14 protein-coding genes are annotated in these 15,362 nt (G+C 69.7%); 11 read left to right on the forward strand and 3 right to left on the reverse strand.

Annotated features, from left to right (window positions below; all coding sequences use genetic code 11):
• Positions 1 to 71 precede the first annotated feature (71 nt).
• Both AB0P18_RS12760 and AB0P18_RS12765 read left to right on the forward strand, forming a co-directional pair.
• A complete protein-coding gene (locus tag AB0P18_RS12760; protein WP_363360324.1) occupies positions 72 to 1,412 on the forward strand; it encodes a DUF222 domain-containing protein in 1,341 nt (446 codons plus the stop codon).
• Between the two features lie 143 nt (positions 1,413 to 1,555).
• Complete coding sequence (locus tag AB0P18_RS12765; RefSeq protein WP_344055349.1) at positions 1,556 to 2,008, forward strand: hypothetical protein; 453 nt, start codon at positions 1,556 to 1,558, stop codon at positions 2,006 to 2,008.
• A 3-nt stretch (positions 2,009 to 2,011) separates the two neighbouring features.
• Here AB0P18_RS12765 and AB0P18_RS12770 read toward each other — a convergent pair whose 3' ends face one another.
• Entirely contained in the window at positions 2,012 to 2,416 is a 405-nt protein-coding gene (locus AB0P18_RS12770) for a glucose-6-phosphate dehydrogenase (RefSeq protein ID WP_363360325.1), read from the reverse strand.
• Between the two features lie 52 nt (positions 2,417 to 2,468).
• On the opposite strand from AB0P18_RS12770, the gene AB0P18_RS12775 reads away from it, so the two are divergent.
• Complete coding sequence (locus AB0P18_RS12775) at positions 2,469 to 2,858, forward strand: PPOX class F420-dependent oxidoreductase (protein ID WP_363360326.1); 390 nt, start codon at positions 2,469 to 2,471, stop codon at positions 2,856 to 2,858.
• 54 nt (positions 2,859 to 2,912) lie between these two features.
• Complete coding sequence (locus AB0P18_RS12780) at positions 2,913 to 4,196, forward strand: ion channel protein (RefSeq protein ID WP_363360327.1); 1,284 nt, start codon at positions 2,913 to 2,915, stop codon at positions 4,194 to 4,196.
• 7 nt (positions 4,197 to 4,203) lie between these two features.
• On the opposite strand, the gene AB0P18_RS12785 is transcribed toward AB0P18_RS12780, so the two are convergent.
• Positions 4,204 to 5,571, reverse strand: a complete 1,368-nt coding sequence (locus AB0P18_RS12785) for a protein kinase (RefSeq protein WP_363360328.1) — start codon at positions 5,569 to 5,571, stop codon at positions 4,204 to 4,206.
• Positions 5,572 to 5,651: 80 nt separating this feature from the next.
• Entirely contained in the window at positions 5,652 to 7,217 is a 1,566-nt protein-coding gene (locus AB0P18_RS12790) for a molybdopterin-dependent oxidoreductase (protein WP_363360329.1), read from the reverse strand.
• Between the two features lie 59 nt (positions 7,218 to 7,276).
• On the opposite strand from AB0P18_RS12790, the gene AB0P18_RS12795 reads away from it, so the two are divergent.
• The 7 genes from AB0P18_RS12795 (at position 7,277) to AB0P18_RS12825 (ending at position 15,165) form a co-directional block, all read left to right on the forward strand.
• On the forward strand, positions 7,277 to 7,813 hold the full coding sequence (locus AB0P18_RS12795) for a GNAT family N-acetyltransferase (RefSeq protein WP_363360330.1): 537 nt from the start codon (positions 7,277 to 7,279) through the stop codon (positions 7,811 to 7,813).
• A gap of 48 nt (positions 7,814 to 7,861) precedes the next feature.
• The gene (locus tag AB0P18_RS12800) at positions 7,862 to 8,482 is read left to right on the forward strand and encodes a winged helix-turn-helix transcriptional regulator (protein ID WP_363360331.1); all 621 of its coding nucleotides are present in this window, start codon (positions 7,862 to 7,864) and stop codon (positions 8,480 to 8,482) included.
• A gap of 150 nt (positions 8,483 to 8,632) precedes the next feature.
• Positions 8,633 to 10,078, forward strand: a complete 1,446-nt coding sequence (locus tag AB0P18_RS12805) for a cytochrome ubiquinol oxidase subunit I (protein WP_363360332.1) — start codon at positions 8,633 to 8,635, stop codon at positions 10,076 to 10,078.
• Positions 10,079 to 10,096: 18 nt separating this feature from the next.
• Positions 10,097 to 11,134, forward strand: a complete 1,038-nt coding sequence (cydB, locus tag AB0P18_RS12810; RefSeq protein ID WP_363360333.1) for a cytochrome d ubiquinol oxidase subunit II — start codon at positions 10,097 to 10,099, stop codon at positions 11,132 to 11,134.
• A 52-nt stretch (positions 11,135 to 11,186) separates the two neighbouring features.
• Entirely contained in the window at positions 11,187 to 12,857 is a 1,671-nt protein-coding gene (gene cydD, locus AB0P18_RS12815) for a thiol reductant ABC exporter subunit CydD (protein ID WP_363360334.1), read from the forward strand.
• On the forward strand, positions 12,854 to 14,542 hold the full coding sequence (gene cydC / locus AB0P18_RS12820) for a thiol reductant ABC exporter subunit CydC (protein ID WP_363360335.1): 1,689 nt from the start codon (positions 12,854 to 12,856) through the stop codon (positions 14,540 to 14,542). Before cydD ends, cydC begins: the two co-directional genes overlap by 4 nt.
• Positions 14,539 to 15,165 (forward strand): helix-turn-helix domain-containing protein, encoded by a 627-nt coding sequence (locus AB0P18_RS12825; protein WP_363360336.1) that lies wholly within the window; start codon positions 14,539 to 14,541, stop codon positions 15,163 to 15,165. Before cydC ends, AB0P18_RS12825 begins: the two co-directional genes overlap by 4 nt.
• The last annotated feature ends 197 nt before the right edge of the window (positions 15,166 to 15,362 follow it).

Raw genomic sequence — 15,362 nt, forward strand, 5'->3', positions numbered from 1 at the left:
ACCCTGGGCAGCGTTTCCACAGGCTGCGGGATCGCCGGCGCGATGTCGGTGGGCGGCGGTAACTTTAGAACATGCATTCGAACGCGGTGGTCGGATTCACCGACTCGCAGACTGAGACGTTGCGCGGGTTGCGCGACCAGGTCGCCGCGTTCGACCAGGCGATCGCCGCGGCAGAAGCGGCGCGGGTGCGGGTGCTCGCGCAGGCGGCGGACCTCGTCGACGATGTGCTGACCGGTGTCTCTGCCCGGGAGCGGCAGGCGGACATGGTGCTGCGGACGGTCGCGTCCGAGATCGCCGTCGCCGCACGGCTGTCGGACCGGTCCCTGCAACGCCAGATCGGCGAGGCCGCGACGCTCGTCGGGGACTACCCGGAGACACTGGCGTCGTGGGAAGAAGGGCGGATCAGGAGAGGGCACGTCCGCGCCGTGCAGGACGCCGGGGCGATCCTGCCTCCGGAGAACCGACACGAGTTCGACCGCTCAGCCGCCGAGATCTGTGCGGAGGACACCGCCGGCCGAGTCGGCCCCCGGCTGCGGGTCCTCGCCGAGCAGGTCCACCCGATCAGCATGCAGGAACGCCACGACGCCGCGCACGCGACCCGGTGCGTGAAAGTCCTCCGCGGAACCGAGGGCATGTCCACCATCATGCTGGCCGTCCCGTCACTCTTCGCCGACACGGTCTACGACCGGCTGACCCAGCAAGCCCGCGTCATCGTCGACACGAGGCGAACGCCACCCGCCGGGCTGGACGACGAACAGCTCGCGGTGATCACCACCGACACCCGGACGATGGACCAGCTCCGTGCAGACCTCGCCGTGGACATGCTCCTCACCGGCCACCCCACCACCGACCCCACCCGGGACACCGACGGGACCGCGGTACTCGGTGCGATTCACGCGAAAGTGCAGATCGTGATCCCCGTCCTCGCCCTCCTCGGCGTCACCGACGAACCCGCCACCCTCGAAGGCAACGGACCCATCGACGCCACCACCGCCCGCGAACTCGCCCGCACCAGCCGGTCCCCCTGGGAACGGATCCTCACCCACCCCGTCTCCGGCGCCGTTCTCGCCCCGGACACGTACCAACGACCCGCCGCCATCGACAGACTCCTCAGAGCGAGAGACCGACATTGCCGATTCCCCGGATGCCGGACACCCGCGATCCGCTGCGAGGTCGACCACACGATCGACTACGCCCGAGGTGGGCCCACCGACACCCGCAATCTGGCGCATCTGTGTCAACGGCACCACACGATGAAGCAGTTCACGCCGTGGAGACTTCGGCAGCTCCCCGACGGAGTCCTCGAGTGGACCTCCCCCGCCGGCACCGTCTATTTCGACATCCCCTCCGCGTACCCGCCCGCAGTCGCGTTCGCTCCCAGCAACCCCAGCAACGCCAGCGCGCCGTTCTGAACACCTCAACCGAGCCTCGGCCCTTCCGTCCCCACCGGCCCGCGCAAAGAACCGGGGATGCCGACCGAGCAGGATCGGAGAAGCGATGTCCGCGGCCCCGCCGTATCGTGACCATACAGACCGATCGAGGAGGGAATGAGCACATGGCCGACAAGCGCGACGGAGGATCCACGGGCTTCAGCGACGCCGAGCGAGACGCGATGAAGCAGCGCGCCGCCGAGCTGCGCGAGCAGAGCAAGGGCGGGACCGGATCGGCGAAGAAGGAACGCGAGGCTCAGGCGTGCGTGGATGCCGTTCACGCGCTCAGCGGCACCGACCGGGATGTCGCCGAGGCCCTGCACCGCATCGTCCTCGAAGAGGCTCCGCACTTGGACCCGAAGACCTGGTACGGCTTCCCGTCCTACGCTCGTGACGGCAAGGTCGTCGTCTTCTACCAGCCCGCCTCGAAGTTCGACACGCGCTACGGCACGGTGGGCTTCAACGAGGACGCCCTGCTGGACGACGGCGTCATGTGGCCCACGGCCTACGCCGTGATCGAGGTGACGGATGCCGTCGAGGCGGCGCTCCGCGACATCGTCCGGCGCGCGGCCGGCTGAGGCTCAGGCGACCTGCCGGCCGCACATCCCGCATTCCCCCGTCGCCGAGACCTCGACGAAGCAATCCGGGCACATGGCGCGGGGAGCGGCATCCAGGGACACCGGTCGACGCGCCGGCGCCGCGCTCTCCGCACGGGCCCGCGGCGCGCGGCGTACGGGAGCGGCGATCGGCTCCACCGGCGCACGTCGCGGCTCGGGTCGGTGCAGGAGGCAGTAGAACCGGATGTAGCCCGCGTGCTGATTCGGGTGACGATGCTTCACGGCCCACAGCTCGGTGCGCGCCAGCGGCGCGGAGGCCGCGCCGCACACCGAGCAGCGCGCCGGTTCGCCCGGAACGAGATCGGCCACGAGCGTGGGAGTCTCGAAGGGGATGTCGTCGCGCCAGTCGGAGGAGGCGGTGACCTTCATCCCTCCAGAGTAATCGGCGCCGCGACCGTGCTGACCCGTCCATGATGGAACCATGCCCGTACTCCAGCCGAGCGCCGACGGTGCGCGCCTTCTGAGCGACTACCACCTGGCGACCCTCTCCACCTTCGCGCGGGATGCGAGCATCCACGTCGTCGCGGTCGGTTTCACGTTCGAGGACGGCGTGGTGCGCATCATCACGAGCGACGGCAGCCAGAAGGTGCGCAACATCGAGCGCGATCCTCGCGCGAGCGTCGGCCAGGTCTCGGGGCCGCAATGGCTGAGCATCTCGGGACACGCTGTGATCGAGCGCGACCCGGACGCGGTCGCACGCGCGGTCGAGCTGTACGCGCGGCGCTATCGACAGCCTCGACCGAACCCCCGGCGCGTCGTGATCCGGATCACGCCGGAGCGCATGCTGGGATCCGCCGGCGTCTGGGTCTGAGGACGCCGCACAGACTGCGGGCGCGAACCGCGGGGCTGGTGGTACTTTCCGCTCATGACCCTCGCGCCCACCGAAACCGATCCGAACGTGACGCCGCGGCGACTTCTGCTGCTCGCGATCCCCGCCCTGCTCGTCGGCATCGTCTCGGCACTGATCCTCTGGACGCTCGATAGGGCGGCCGACGCGCTGTCGAACGTCATCTGGGATGCCGCTCCCACGGCGCTGGGCGTGGATCCGAACGGGTGGTGGATCATCCTGGTGCTGACCGTCACCGGACTCGCCGTCGGCATCGCCCTGCAGGTGCTCCCCGGACACGGCGGCGCAGATTCGGCGACGACGGAGCTCGTCGCCCCTCCCCTGCCACTGAAGACCCTGCCCGGCCTTGCACTGGTGACCCTGCTCGGACTCGCGGGTGGCGTGAGCCTCGGGCCGGAGAACCCGATCATCGCGACCAACACCGCGATCATGGTCGCGGTTTTCGCGCGGTTCCTGCCCGCGGTGACGCCGCAGGTGTCGACGCTCCTCGCCGCCTCAGCCACGATCGGCGCGCTGTTCGGTACGCCGGTGGCGGCGGCGCTGGTTTTCACCGGTCTCGTGGCGGCGGTCCGCGCGGGAGGCTCGCTCTGGGACAAGCTCTTCCTCCCGCTCGCGGCCGCGGGAGCGGCATCCATCACGATGCATCTGCTGGGTGCGCCCCCGTTCGACTTCGACATGCCGGCCTACGGACCGCCGCAGGCCGGTGACATCCTGATCGGCGCGCTCGTCGCGTGCGCCGTGACCGTCGTCGGACTGATCGCGCTGTACCTCTTCCCGCTCGTGTACAAGACGATGCACGCCCTTCGCCACCCGATCATCATCACGACGGTCGGCGGACTGATCCTCGGCATCCTGGGATTCATCGGCGGGCCCATCACGATGTTCAGGGGGCTCACGCAGATGGGCGAGTTGCTGAAGGACCCGACGCAGTACGACGCCGGTCAGCTCGCGATCATCGCGGGCATCAAGATCGTCGCGCTGCTGGTCGCCGCGTCCGCGCTGTTCCGCGGAGGACGGGTCTTCCCCGCGGCATTCATCGGAGTGGCGCTCGGCCTGCTCGTCAGCGCGCTGTTCCCCGGACTCTCGATCAGCCTGGTCGTCGCGTGCGCCGTGCTCGGCATGGTGCTCGTCGTCGCCCGGGACGGATGGCTCGCGCTGTTCGTCGCAGTGGCGATCCCGGGCGATATCGCTCTGCTGCCGGTGCTGTGCCTCGTGGTGCTCCCGGCGTGGCTCCTGGTCTCGCAGGTGCCGCAGTTCCGCATCCTGCCTGCCGCGACGACGGAACCGCGCGTCACCGCCTGAGCCACCGTCAGGGCTTGCCCTTGCCGCCATCCTTGCCGCTGTTGCCGTTGCCGTTGTTGTTACCTGGGCCGGCGTTCTCGTTCCCCGAGTTGTTCTCGACCGGCGCGGCGGGCTCGACCGGCGCCGGGTCGACCGTACTCGGATCGACGGTCGCCGGCTCCTCGGGCTGATCGGTCGTCTCCGAGATCGGCTGAGGCTCCGACGGTGCGGGGTTCACGACCTCGGGGCGGAACGTGGGCGACGGATCCGACGCCGTGACACCGAGCCAGGACCCGATCGCGATGACCACTGCCGCGGCGGCACCGGCGGCGAGCACGAGGCCGAGTGCCTTGGGGCGCGTGTGACGGATCGGGCGATGCCGGGTTCGCAGACCGGGTGCCGTCGCCGCGGTCGACGGCGGTTCCGCCGGGAGCACCTGGGTCAGCTCGGCTGAGACCGGGGGGACAGCGGGCGCGGCGAGCGGCGGCAGGACCGCCGGTTTCGGCGGCACCACGACGCCGACCGGCAGGGTGAGTGCCGGAGCGGTGTCCGCGGTGTCCAGGTCGCGACCCCGACGAGCGACCTCGAGTGCATCGGGACGATCGGCGGGGTCCAGAGCCGTCATCGCCGTGAGGAGTGACCGCCACCCGTACCCCCAGTCGCCGGGGATCACGGGCGATGCCGTCAGACGGACGGCGATCGCCTCCACCGGAGTCTGCGTCGCGTACGCGCGCCGCCCCGACAGCGCCTCGAGCAGCACCAGTCCGAGACTGTAGATGTCGGAGGCGTGCGTCGGCTCGTGACCTCGGACCTGCTCGGGCGAGATGTACGCGGCCGTTCCGATCGCGGTTCCCGGGGCCGTCACCCGGGCGGCATCGGCGACATACGCGATGCCGAAGTCCGCGAGTACCGCTCGGAACGTGTGATCGGGTGTGAGCGGGGGACGCAGGAGGATGTTGGCCGGCTTCACATCGCGATGGATGATCCCCGCCGCGTGCACGACGTGCAGGGCCTCGCCGAGGTCGGTCGCGAGGGACGCGGCATCCCGCAGCCCGATCGGCCCCTTCTCGATGAGCGACGCGAGCGTTCCGCCGTCGACGTACTCCATGACGAGGTACGACGGACCGGATGCCGCGATGTGTGCGTCGAACAGGGTCACGAGCGACGGGTGACTCACCGCGGCGAGCAGCCGCTTCTCGGACTCACGCCGGGTCGCGTCGCCCTCTCCCCCGGTGCTGCCCCAGAACACTTTGACGGCCACCGTCCGCCCGAGTGCGGTGTCGACGGCACGCCAGACCGACCCCATTCCGCCTTCGCCGATCGGCTGTTCCAGCCGATAGCGTCCGCCGAGCAGATCGCCGGGTCGGGTAGGCCCGGCGACGACCGTCTCCGTCATCGAATCGATGATCGCAGGAGGATCGATGCCGCGAAGGAGGCTTGACACGGGGCCGCGATCGTGCGGTGTCGTCGTCCGCGTCAGCGGACCGTGATCAGGCTGCGCTGCCAGCCGGTCGAGCCGTCCGGAGCGATGGGTGCGCGCTCCTCGATCTGGGTCTCACCGGCCTTGTTCACGGCTCGGACGGTGACGTAGTGGGTGCCCGCCGTGGCGTCCCAGTCGAGGTACCACTGCACCCAGGTGTCGTCGTTGATCGGCGTCGACAGGGTCGCGGCCTGCCAGTCGCCGTCGTCGATGCTGACCTCGACGCGCTCGATCCCGACGGTCTGCGCCCAGGCGACACCCGCAAGCGGGGTACGGCCCACGGTCACGGGCGTACCGGTGCGCGGGGTGTCCAGGCGCGAGGAGAATTTGATAGGAGCCTTCGCGCTGTACCCGCGCGGTGTCCAGTAGGCCTCGTCGGCGTCGAACGTCGTGACCTTGAGCTCGGTGAGCCACTTGGTCGCCGACACGTAGCCGTACAGGCCGGGGACGACCATGCGCACCGGGAAGCCGTGCTCGAGCGGCAGGGGCTCTCCGTTCATCGCGACCGCGAGGATCGCATCCAGACCGTCGTCGGTGAGCGACTCGAGCGGCGTGCTGGCGGTGAACCCGTCGATGCTGCGCGAGAGCACCATGTCAGCGCCGCTCTGCACTCCCGCACGTGCCAGGACGTCGCGCACCGGGACGCCCAGCCACTTCGCGGTACCGAGCAGCGGACCTCCGACTTCGTTGGACACGCATGTCAGGGTGATCGCGTATTCGTCCAGCCCCATGCCGACGAGGTCGTCGAAGCTCAACTCGACGCGCGTGTCGACCATCCCGTCGATCACGAGTCGCCAGGTGTTCGGGTCGATCGAGGGAACGGTCAGGGCGGTGTCGACGCGGTAGAAGTCCTCGTTCGGCGTGAACAGGGGCGAGATCCCGGGGATGTCGAGTTCCGCCCCGGCCGGCACGGTCACAGTGCTGCGCGGCGCGGGCAGGTTGAGCGCCGATCGCACCGCGGTGATCGACGACGCCGTGGCGTTGATGAGCGCTCGCGCTCCGACACCCACGACGACCGCTGCCGCTCCGGCGATCGCGGACACCCGGAAGAACAGACGGCGATCGACGGATGCCGGGCCCTCGGCACGAGCACCCGCTGCGCCCCCAGCCCACCGGCGGAGCCGTGCGGACAGGAACCACAAGAGTGTGCCCCCGGCGAGCGCACCGAAGATCGGGGGGATCGCGGCGAGCGGGCCGGCACCGGCCCGCGTGAGGATCGCCGCGACGGACAGCGCGCCCGCGACGCCGAGCGCGATGACGCCCAGCGGAGGTCGCACGTACTCGAGCACCCCCGCGATCGCCGACGCGATCAGCACGGCGAGCGCGAGCCCGACCAGGAGCGCGATCTTGTCGTACTCGCCGAAGGTCGCGATTGCGAACTCCTTGAACGGCTGCGGCACGATGTCGATCACGAACGAGCCGACGGCGAGGATCGGGCTGCCCTCCCGCGCGACCAGAAGCGCCATCAACTCAGCCGCGGCGAGGAAGACCGCGGCGCTGACGACTCCGGACACTGCAGCCCACACCCAGAACCGCAGACGACCGCTCTTCTCGCTGACCATGCCTGTTGTTCGCCGCCGGCGCCCATTCGGATTGCGCCGCCCGCCGCTACGGTCGAGCCATGACGGTGACGGTGAGACCAGCGACCATCGTGGATGCGCGCGCGATCGCGACGGTGCGGGTGCGCTCGTGGCGCGCGGCTTACGAAGGCCTCATCGACCAGGCGGTCCTGGATCACATGGACATCGACCGCGAGGCCGCACGCCGCGCCGAACTGTGGGAGGAATACCACGCGGACCCGCGCGGCGGCGATCTCGTCGCCGAGGGAGAGGGCGCCGTGGTCGGCTGGGCGGCGTACGGAAGATCCCTCGATGACGATCTGCCGGCGAACGGCCAGCTCTACGCGATCTACGCCCTCCCGGAGGAGTGGTCGTCGGGCATCGGGCACGCACTGCTGACGGATGCCGAGCGACGGCTGATCGAGGCGGGCTTCGATCTCGCGCACCTCTGGGTACTCGACGGGAACACGCGGGCGGCATCCTTCTACGAGAGACACGGCTGGCGGGAGGACGGCGCGGAAAAAGACGACGACAGACTGATCGGCGGGGCGAATCCGCAGACGCTGCACGAGCGCCGACGCGTGAATCGGCTCCGGTAGGACCTTCGACCCTGAGCGACGCATTCCGCGCCTTGAATAATCGGGGGCATGTCGATGCCCCGCGCCGGATACAGTGCGATCTCCAGCTACTCGCGCGTCGAGATCCTCGCACTCGTCCAGGCCCGCCCCGAGCGTACGATCGCCGAGCTCGCCGAGCTCACGAGACTTCATCCGAACACGGTGCGCGAGCATCTGCAGCGACTCATCGAGGCGGGTCATGTCCTGCCGAGCATCGAACACCGCACGCGGCGCGGGCGCCCGCGCACGCTGTACTCCGCCGCGACCGGTACGGGTCACGCCTCCAGCCCGATCGCCCGCCGCAAGGTGAAGGAGGCCGCCGATCGCGGTGACGTCATGCGCCGGGTGATGCCCTGGACCGGACGCGGTGTCGCCCGGCTCGGAGAGGCCGCCACCCACCAGCTGGACGCGATCGTCGAGCACCTCGCCGAATCCGGATTCGATCCCGCGGTCGACGAGGAGAGGCTCACGATCGAGCTGTCACCGTGTCCGCACGCCGCGAGCCAGGCCGACCATCGCGAGACGCTCTGCGCAGTGCACCTGGGACTCATGCAAGCCGTGCTTACCGAAGCGGGGGGTCCCCTCCAGGCCGGCTGCATCCGCACGTCGGTGCGCCCCACCGATTGCACCGTCGAACTCGTGCGCTCATGAGCGCGTCGGCCGGGGATTCCGCTGAGCGCGGGTCGTTCGACGTCGAGGTATTTTGCACGGTTTCGACATCGCCTGGGCACGCCCGGCCTGTGTACCGTGACCAGTGTCGCCGCAGCACTCGCCTACTGATGCGGACCTGAAGGGGAATCCATGGACCTGTTCGATCCACTGCTTCTCGCGCGCTGGCAGTTCGGTCTGACGACGCTCTACCACTTCCTGTTCGTGCCGCTCACGCTCGGGATGGCACTGACCGTCGCGATCTTCCAGAGTGCGTGGTACCGCACCGGCAACCTCAAGTGGCTGCACCTCACGCGCTTCTTCGGGAAGATCTTCCTGATCAACTTCGCGATGGGCGTGGTCACCGGCATCGTGCAGGAGTTCCAGTTCGGCATGAACTGGTCGTCCTACTCCCGCTTCGTCGGCGACGTGTTCGGCGCTCCCCTCGCGTTCGAGGGGCTCATGGCCTTCTTCTTCGAGGCCACATTCATCGGCCTCTGGATCTTCGGCTGGGACAAGCTGCCGAAGGGCCTGCACCTGGCGAGCATCTGGATCGCGACGATCGGCGCCTGGTTCTCGGCCTACTTCATCCTCGCCGCGAACGCGTTCATGCAGAACCCGGTCGGCTTCCGGATGGCCGAAGACGGCAGCCGCGCCGAGATGACCGACTTCCTCGCGGTGCTCACGAACCCCGTCGCCCTCGCCGCACTCCCCCACACCCTCTTCGCCGCGTTCATGATGACCGCGGGGGTCATCATCTCGATCTCCGCCTGGCACCTCGTGCGCAAGCAGAACATCGAGATGATGCGCTCTTCGCTGCGCTACGGCCTGTGGGGGATGATCGTGGCGTTCGCCGGTGTCGCGCTGTCGGGCGACCAGCTGAGCCTGGTGATGGTGGCGACCCAGCCCATGAAGATGGCCGCGGCCGAGGCCATGTTCGACAGCGCCTGCGGGGCGGACGCGTCGTTCTCGATCTTCACCCTCGGCACCCCCGACGGGACGAGCGAGCTGTTCTCCATCCGGGTGCCGTATCTGCTCGCGCTCCTGTCGACGCACTCGTTCGACGGCTGCGTCGAGGGCATCAACGACCTGAACGCGCTGTACGCCACCGAGCTGTTCCCGCAGTTCGCCGACCAGGTCGACGGCAACTTCGCCCCGATCCTCTGGGTCACGTACTGGTCGTTCCGCTGGATGATCGGTCTGGGCAGCGTCGCGGCCCTCACCGCGGTCGTCGGACTCTGGCTCACCCGCAAGCGCGCGAAGCGCGACGTTCCGGTGTGGGCGTGGCGCCTGGCGATCTGGGCGTGGCCGGCATCGCTCCTCGCGATCCTCGTCGGCTGGGTGTTCACCGAGATGGGCCGCCAGCCCTGGATCGTCTTCAGCCTCATGCTCACCGAAGACGGCGTCTCACCGAGCGTCCCCGGCTGGACGGTGCTCATCTCACTGGTCTCGTTCACGCTGATCTACGCGATCCTCGCGGTGGTCGAAGTCGGGCTGATCCTGAAGACGGCGCACAAGGGCCCCGATCCGCTGCCCGAGCCGGGCAGCGCGGCCGCCGAGCCGCCCGCGCTCGAAGACACCCCCACGACGGTCTACTAGGAATCTCAGGACAACAACATGGATCTCGCCTACCTCTGGTTCTGGATCGTCGGATTCCTCTTCGTCGGCTACTTCGTGCTCGATGGGTTCGACTTCGGCGTCGGGATGTCACTGCCCTTCCTCGGCAAGGACGACATCAGCCGCCGCCAGATCATCAACACGATCGGTCCCGTGTGGGACCTCAACGAGACGTGGGTCATCGTCGCCGGCGCGTGCCTGTTCGCCGCGTTCCCGGAGTGGTACGCCACGCTGTTCAGCGGCTTCTACCTCGCGCTGCTGCTCATCCTGCTCGCGCTGATCGCCCGTGGCGTGTCGTTCGAGTATCGCCATCAGCGCGAGGGCCTCCAGTGGAAGAAGGGCTTCGACACGATGATCGTCGTCGGGTCGGCCGTCCCCGCTCTGCTGTGGGGCGTCGCCGTCGCGAACATCGTGCAGGGCGTTCCGCTCGACGCCGACTTCGAGTTCACCGGGTCTCTGCTGACGCTGCTGAACCCGTACGGCCTGCTCGGCGGTCTCACGACGCTTCTGCTGTTCTTCACGCACGGCGTCTACTTCGTCGCCCTCAAGACCGACGGCCAGGTGCACCAGGACGCCCGTCGGCTGGCGCGGCGATCGGGGATGCTGACGGTCGTGGTGGCCGCGGCGTTCCTCGTGTGGACGATCTTCATCGCCGCCGGGCGCGGTGCCCCGCTCCTCTCGCTCGTGATCGCCGGCGCGGCGATCGCCGCGGTCGCGCTGATCATGTCGCTCGTGTTCAACATGCGCGACCGCGAGGGCTGGGCGTTCGGGTTCGGAGCCGCCACGATCGTGGCAGCGGTCCTGACGCTGTGGTTCGCGCTCTTCCCGTACGTGATGCCGTCCTCGACCGATCTGGCGAACAACAGCCTCACGATCGAGAACGCCTCGTCGACCGACTACACGCTGACGATCATGTCGTGGGCGGCGCTCATCTTCCTCCCTCTGGTGCTCGCGTACCAGGCGTGGACATACTGGGTGTTCCGCAAGCGCGTGACGCGGTCGCGCATCGAGAAGGCCGCCGCGCTCACCGCGCACTGATGACGGCCCCGGAGGACGGGGCGTGCGGGCGGGATAGGGTCGAATCGTTGTGATGACTCAGACGGTTCCCGTGCCCCCGCGTGAGCGCCGGCGTCCGGTGGATCCGCGCCTTCTGCGCTACGCCCGCACGTCACGCTCGTTCTTCGTCCTGATCGGCCTGATCGGCGCCGCGCAGACCGCGGTGATCGTCGCGATCGCGTGGCTGCTGACGAGCGCGATCACCGGAGCTCTCGACGGGATGCCGATCGGCGAGCTGCGCGAGACGCTGGCGTGGCTGACGGCGGCGTTCGCCGCGCGGGCGGCGCTCCTGTGGCTGCGCGAATGGGCGTCCGCGCGCGCTGCGGCCCGCGTGGAGGCCGAATTGCGCAGCGGTCTCGTCGATGCCGTCGGCCGGCTCGGCCCGGGATGGCTGTCCACGCGCAACTCGGCGCAGCTCGCCGTGACAGCCGGACGCGGACTCGACGCCCTCGACGCCTACTTCGGCCGCTACCTCCCCCAGCTCGTGCTCACCGTCATCGCGACCCCCGTGATCGTCGCGGTGATGTGGTGGCAGGACTGGATCAGCGGGCTGACCGTGCTGCTCACGCTGCCGCTCATCCCGATCTTCATGGTGCTGATCGGCCTCGCGACGCGCTCGGTGCAGAAGCGGCAGTGGCAGACGCTGCAGCATCTCGCGGCGCGCTTCTCCGACACCGTGCACGGGCTCAGCACGCTCAAGGTCTTCGGGCGGCAACGGCGGGCCGCGGCATCCATCGAGCGCGTGACCGACGACTACCGCCGCGAGACGATGCGGGTGCTGCGCATCTCATTCGTGTCGGGCTTCGCACTCGAGTTCTTGGCGAGCATCGCGGTCGCGATCATCGCCGTCTCGATCGGCTTCCGGCTGCTCGACGGGTCGCTCACGCTCGCGGTGGGTCTGTTCGTGCTGCTGCTGGCTCCCGAGGCGTACCTTCCGCTCCGCCAGGTCGGCGTGCAGTTCCACGCTGCGGCCGAAGGGGTCGCCGCGACCGACGACGTGTTCGCCGTGTTGGATGCCGCGCGCACCGCGCCTTCGTCCCCCCGCGCCGAGCAGCACGCCGACCTGTCGCCGGGCGACCTGGTCGTGCGCGAGCTCGCGGTGGTCCACGACGGCATCGGGCTCCCGCCGGTCTCGCTCGTTGCACCGCCCGGAAGCGTCACCGTCATCACGGGGCCGAGCGGGGCAGGCAAGTCGAGTCTTTTCGCGGCGCTGAGGGGCGCGGCATCCTTCACCGGCACCACGGCCTACGGCGGCGCCGATGTCGCGCGGCTCGCCCCGGCGGCGTGGCTCGCGTGGTCGGGCCAGCAGCCGGGACTCATCGCAGGCACCGTCGCACAGAACGTCGCACTGGGGGATGCCGCACCCCGGCCCGAGTCAATCGCCGCCGCACTCGAGCTGGCGACCGCCGCAGAGATCGACCCGCAGCTCGCGCTCGGCGTGCAGGGCGCCGGCCTGTCGGGAGGCCAGGCGCAGCGGGTGTCGGTCGCGCGTGCGATCTACCGCCACCTCATCGGGCGCGCGAACGTGATCGCGCTCGACGAGCCGAGCTCGGCCCTCGACCACGTCACGGAGGCCGCGCTCTGGACGAATCTGCGCGGGCTCGCCGACCGCGGGGCGACCGTGCTGCTCATCTCGCACCGCACGAGCGCCCGCGAGATCGCCGACACGATCGTCGAGCTGCAGCCCCGCGAGGTGACGGCATGAGTACCACGACCACACCCGCCGACGTGCTGCGGGGGGCGATGCCGCCACTTCGTCGGTTCTGGCCAGGGGCGGCGGCGGGTCTGGTCTCCGAAGCCTCCGCCGTGGCCCTCCTCGCGGTGAGCGCCTGGCTCATCGTCCGGGCCAGCGAGCAGCCGCTGCTGCTGTACTTGTCGGCCGCCGTCGTGGGCGTGCGCCTGTTCGCACTCACGCGCGCGACGTTCCGCTATCTCGAACGCCTCAGCGGCCACGACGCCGCCCTGCGTCAGCTCGCCACCACCCGATCCGCGCTCGTGCGACGGCTGATCCCGCTCTCCCCCGACGGCCTCGCCGACACTCGTCGCGGATCGATCCTCGGTGCGCTCGTCGACGATGTCGACGAGCTGCAGAACCTCCCCCTCCGCGTGGTGCAGCCGCTCGTCGCCTCGGCGCTCGTCGCGCTCCTGTCGGTCGTGTTCATGGCATTCGTGTCGTGGCCGGCGGCGCTCACGCTGCTCGCGTGCCTCGTCGCCGCGGGTCTCGCATCGGCACTGTGGGGCTGGGCGGCAGGCGCCCGGGCCGAGCGCGCGATCGCGCCGCTTCGGGCCGCCCTCGCCGACGCCGTACTCGATCACCTCGGCAGCCTCGACGTGCTCATCGCCTACGACGCGGAAGAAGCCGCCCGCGCCCGCATCCGGGATGCCGACGCGGCGGTGCGCCGCGCCGTCGTGCGTCGGGCTCTCGGGCAGGCGGGCACGGCAGCGGTCATCTCGTTCATCGCGGGCATCGCCTCGATCGCCGCGCTCGTCGCGACCGCCCCGCTGCACGCGGACGGCACGGTCGGCGGCCCGTGGCTCGCCGTGGCGGTGCTCGTGCCGATGGCGGTGTTCGAAGTGTTCGGTTCGGTGCCGCTCGCGGCATCCGCGTGGCGGCAGGTGCGCGCGAGCGCGACACGCATCGCCGATGCGCTGCCGGCCGAGCTCCCCGACGGACTGGTGCGCGAGTCCGTCGAGCCCACCGGCGTCGCTCCGCGCCTCGGCGACGGCATCCGCCTGCGCGGAATCTCGGCGCGGTGGCCGGGTGCGGATGCCGACTCGCTCCACGGCGTCGACCTCGACGTGCGACCCGGCGAGCGCGTGCTCGTCGTGGGTTCGAGCGGCGCCGGCAAGACGACCCTCGCGCACGCGCTCGTGCGCTTCCTCGAGGTGGACGGATCGTTCACGATCGGCGGCGTCTCGGTGCGCGATCTCGCCGGAGACGACGTGCGCCTCACGATCGGTCTGTGCGAGCAGCGGCCCATGCTCTTCGACGAAGACATCCGGCAGAACCTGCTGTTCGCGAAGGACACCGCGACGGATGCCGAACTCCTCGCCGCGCTCGACCGTGTCGGTCTCGCCGACTGGGTGCGCGCGCGCGGCGGACTCGATGCCCGCGTCGGCGAGCGGGGTGCGCTCGTCTCGGGCGGTCAGGCCCAGCGCATCGCCCTCGCGCGGGCGCTGCTGCGCGGCTTCCCGGTGCTCGTGCTCGACGAACCCACCGCCGGCGTCGACCCCGCGGCATCCGATGCGCTGCTGAGAGATCTGCTGTCGGCGGTGGGAGATGACCAGGCGGTCGTGCTCATTTCACACGTCGCCGTGCCGGCAGGGCTGATCGATCGCGAAGTGCGGCTCGTGCGCGGGCGCGTGGCCCCGGGGATAATGGACAGATGACTCGTCGAGTCGATGCCTATCGCGGACTGTCGCAGCCCTCTCGCCTGCGCATCATGCACGAGCTGCTGGTCCGCCCCGGTCAGTCGCTCACCGATCTCGCCACGGTCACAGAGCTGCATGAGAACACGCTCCGTGATCACCTCCGCGTGCTCGAGGCTGAGGGGTTCGTCGTGCGCCGGACAGAGCACAGGGGTAAGCGCGGACGGCCCCGCGACATCTTCGACCCGTCCGGTCCCGACACACCGAGTCCCGTCACTGCGCAACGCGTCGAGACGGCCAAGCGCCACGGCGACCTGATGCGCAGCGTGGTGCTGCAGACCACCGCCGCCGACGAGACGGTGGCTCACCAGTTCGATGCCCTCTACGAGCACCTCGACGACGTCGGGCTCGACCCCCAGCTGGATGAGGAGACGCTCACTGTCGACCTCTCGCCGTGCGCGTTCCACGATCTCGTCGATGACCGCATGGCGATGCTGTGCCATGTGCACGCCGAGCTCATCCGTGGTGTCCTGCAACAGGCGGGCGGACCTCTCGAGGTCAACCGGCTCCTGCCGCTGGTGACACCGCACCGCTGCCACCTCGCCCTGAAGATCGCCTCGTCACACACCCCCGAAGCAGAGTGAAGGCCGCGGCATCCGCGCTCATCCTGCGGGGACGCCGATGCGGCGGCAGCGCGGGAATATGCACGGTCATGCCCTGTGCGCGGAGGCGCTGCGGCCCCTAGCTGTACTCGGCAGTCACGTTGGTAACACTCGGCTGAGGGGTGTGCCGTTGATGGCGGTGTGGTGGCGATGAGCGTTGTAATGCTCGATGAAGGGTG

The sequence above is a fragment of the Microbacterium sp. NPDC064584 genome, from assembly GCF_040687315.1.
Taxonomy (GTDB): Bacteria; Actinomycetota; Actinomycetes; order Actinomycetales; family Microbacteriaceae; genus Microbacterium; species Microbacterium lacus.

What these genes read in the sequence shown, in the direction of transcription:
- AB0P18_RS12760 (WP_363360324.1), top strand. Translation starts at nt 72, where the DNA reads ATGCATTCGAACGCGGTGGTCGGATTCACCGACTCGCAGACTGAGACG.
- AB0P18_RS12765 (WP_344055349.1), top strand. Translation starts at nt 1,556, where the DNA reads ATGGCCGACAAGCGCGACGGAGGATCCACGGGCTTCAGCGACGCCGAG.
- AB0P18_RS12770 (WP_363360325.1), bottom strand. Translation starts at nt 2,416, where the DNA reads ATGAAGGTCACCGCCTCCTCCGACTGGCGCGACGACATCCCCTTCGAG.
- AB0P18_RS12775 (WP_363360326.1), top strand. Translation starts at nt 2,469, where the DNA reads ATGCCCGTACTCCAGCCGAGCGCCGACGGTGCGCGCCTTCTGAGCGAC.
- AB0P18_RS12780 (WP_363360327.1), top strand. Translation starts at nt 2,913, where the DNA reads ATGACCCTCGCGCCCACCGAAACCGATCCGAACGTGACGCCGCGGCGA.
- AB0P18_RS12785 (WP_363360328.1), bottom strand. Translation starts at nt 5,571, where the DNA reads ATGACGGAGACGGTCGTCGCCGGGCCTACCCGACCCGGCGATCTGCTC.
- AB0P18_RS12790 (WP_363360329.1), bottom strand. Translation starts at nt 7,217, where the DNA reads ATGGTCAGCGAGAAGAGCGGTCGTCTGCGGTTCTGGGTGTGGGCTGCA.
- AB0P18_RS12795 (WP_363360330.1), top strand. Translation starts at nt 7,277, where the DNA reads ATGACGGTGACGGTGAGACCAGCGACCATCGTGGATGCGCGCGCGATC.
- AB0P18_RS12800 (WP_363360331.1), top strand. Translation starts at nt 7,862, where the DNA reads ATGTCGATGCCCCGCGCCGGATACAGTGCGATCTCCAGCTACTCGCGC.
- AB0P18_RS12805 (WP_363360332.1), top strand. Translation starts at nt 8,633, where the DNA reads ATGGACCTGTTCGATCCACTGCTTCTCGCGCGCTGGCAGTTCGGTCTG.
- cydB (WP_363360333.1), top strand. Translation starts at nt 10,097, where the DNA reads ATGGATCTCGCCTACCTCTGGTTCTGGATCGTCGGATTCCTCTTCGTC.
- cydD (WP_363360334.1), top strand. Translation starts at nt 11,187, where the DNA reads ATGACTCAGACGGTTCCCGTGCCCCCGCGTGAGCGCCGGCGTCCGGTG.
- cydC (WP_363360335.1), top strand. Translation starts at nt 12,854, where the DNA reads ATGAGTACCACGACCACACCCGCCGACGTGCTGCGGGGGGCGATGCCG.
- AB0P18_RS12825 (WP_363360336.1), top strand. Translation starts at nt 14,539, where the DNA reads ATGACTCGTCGAGTCGATGCCTATCGCGGACTGTCGCAGCCCTCTCGC.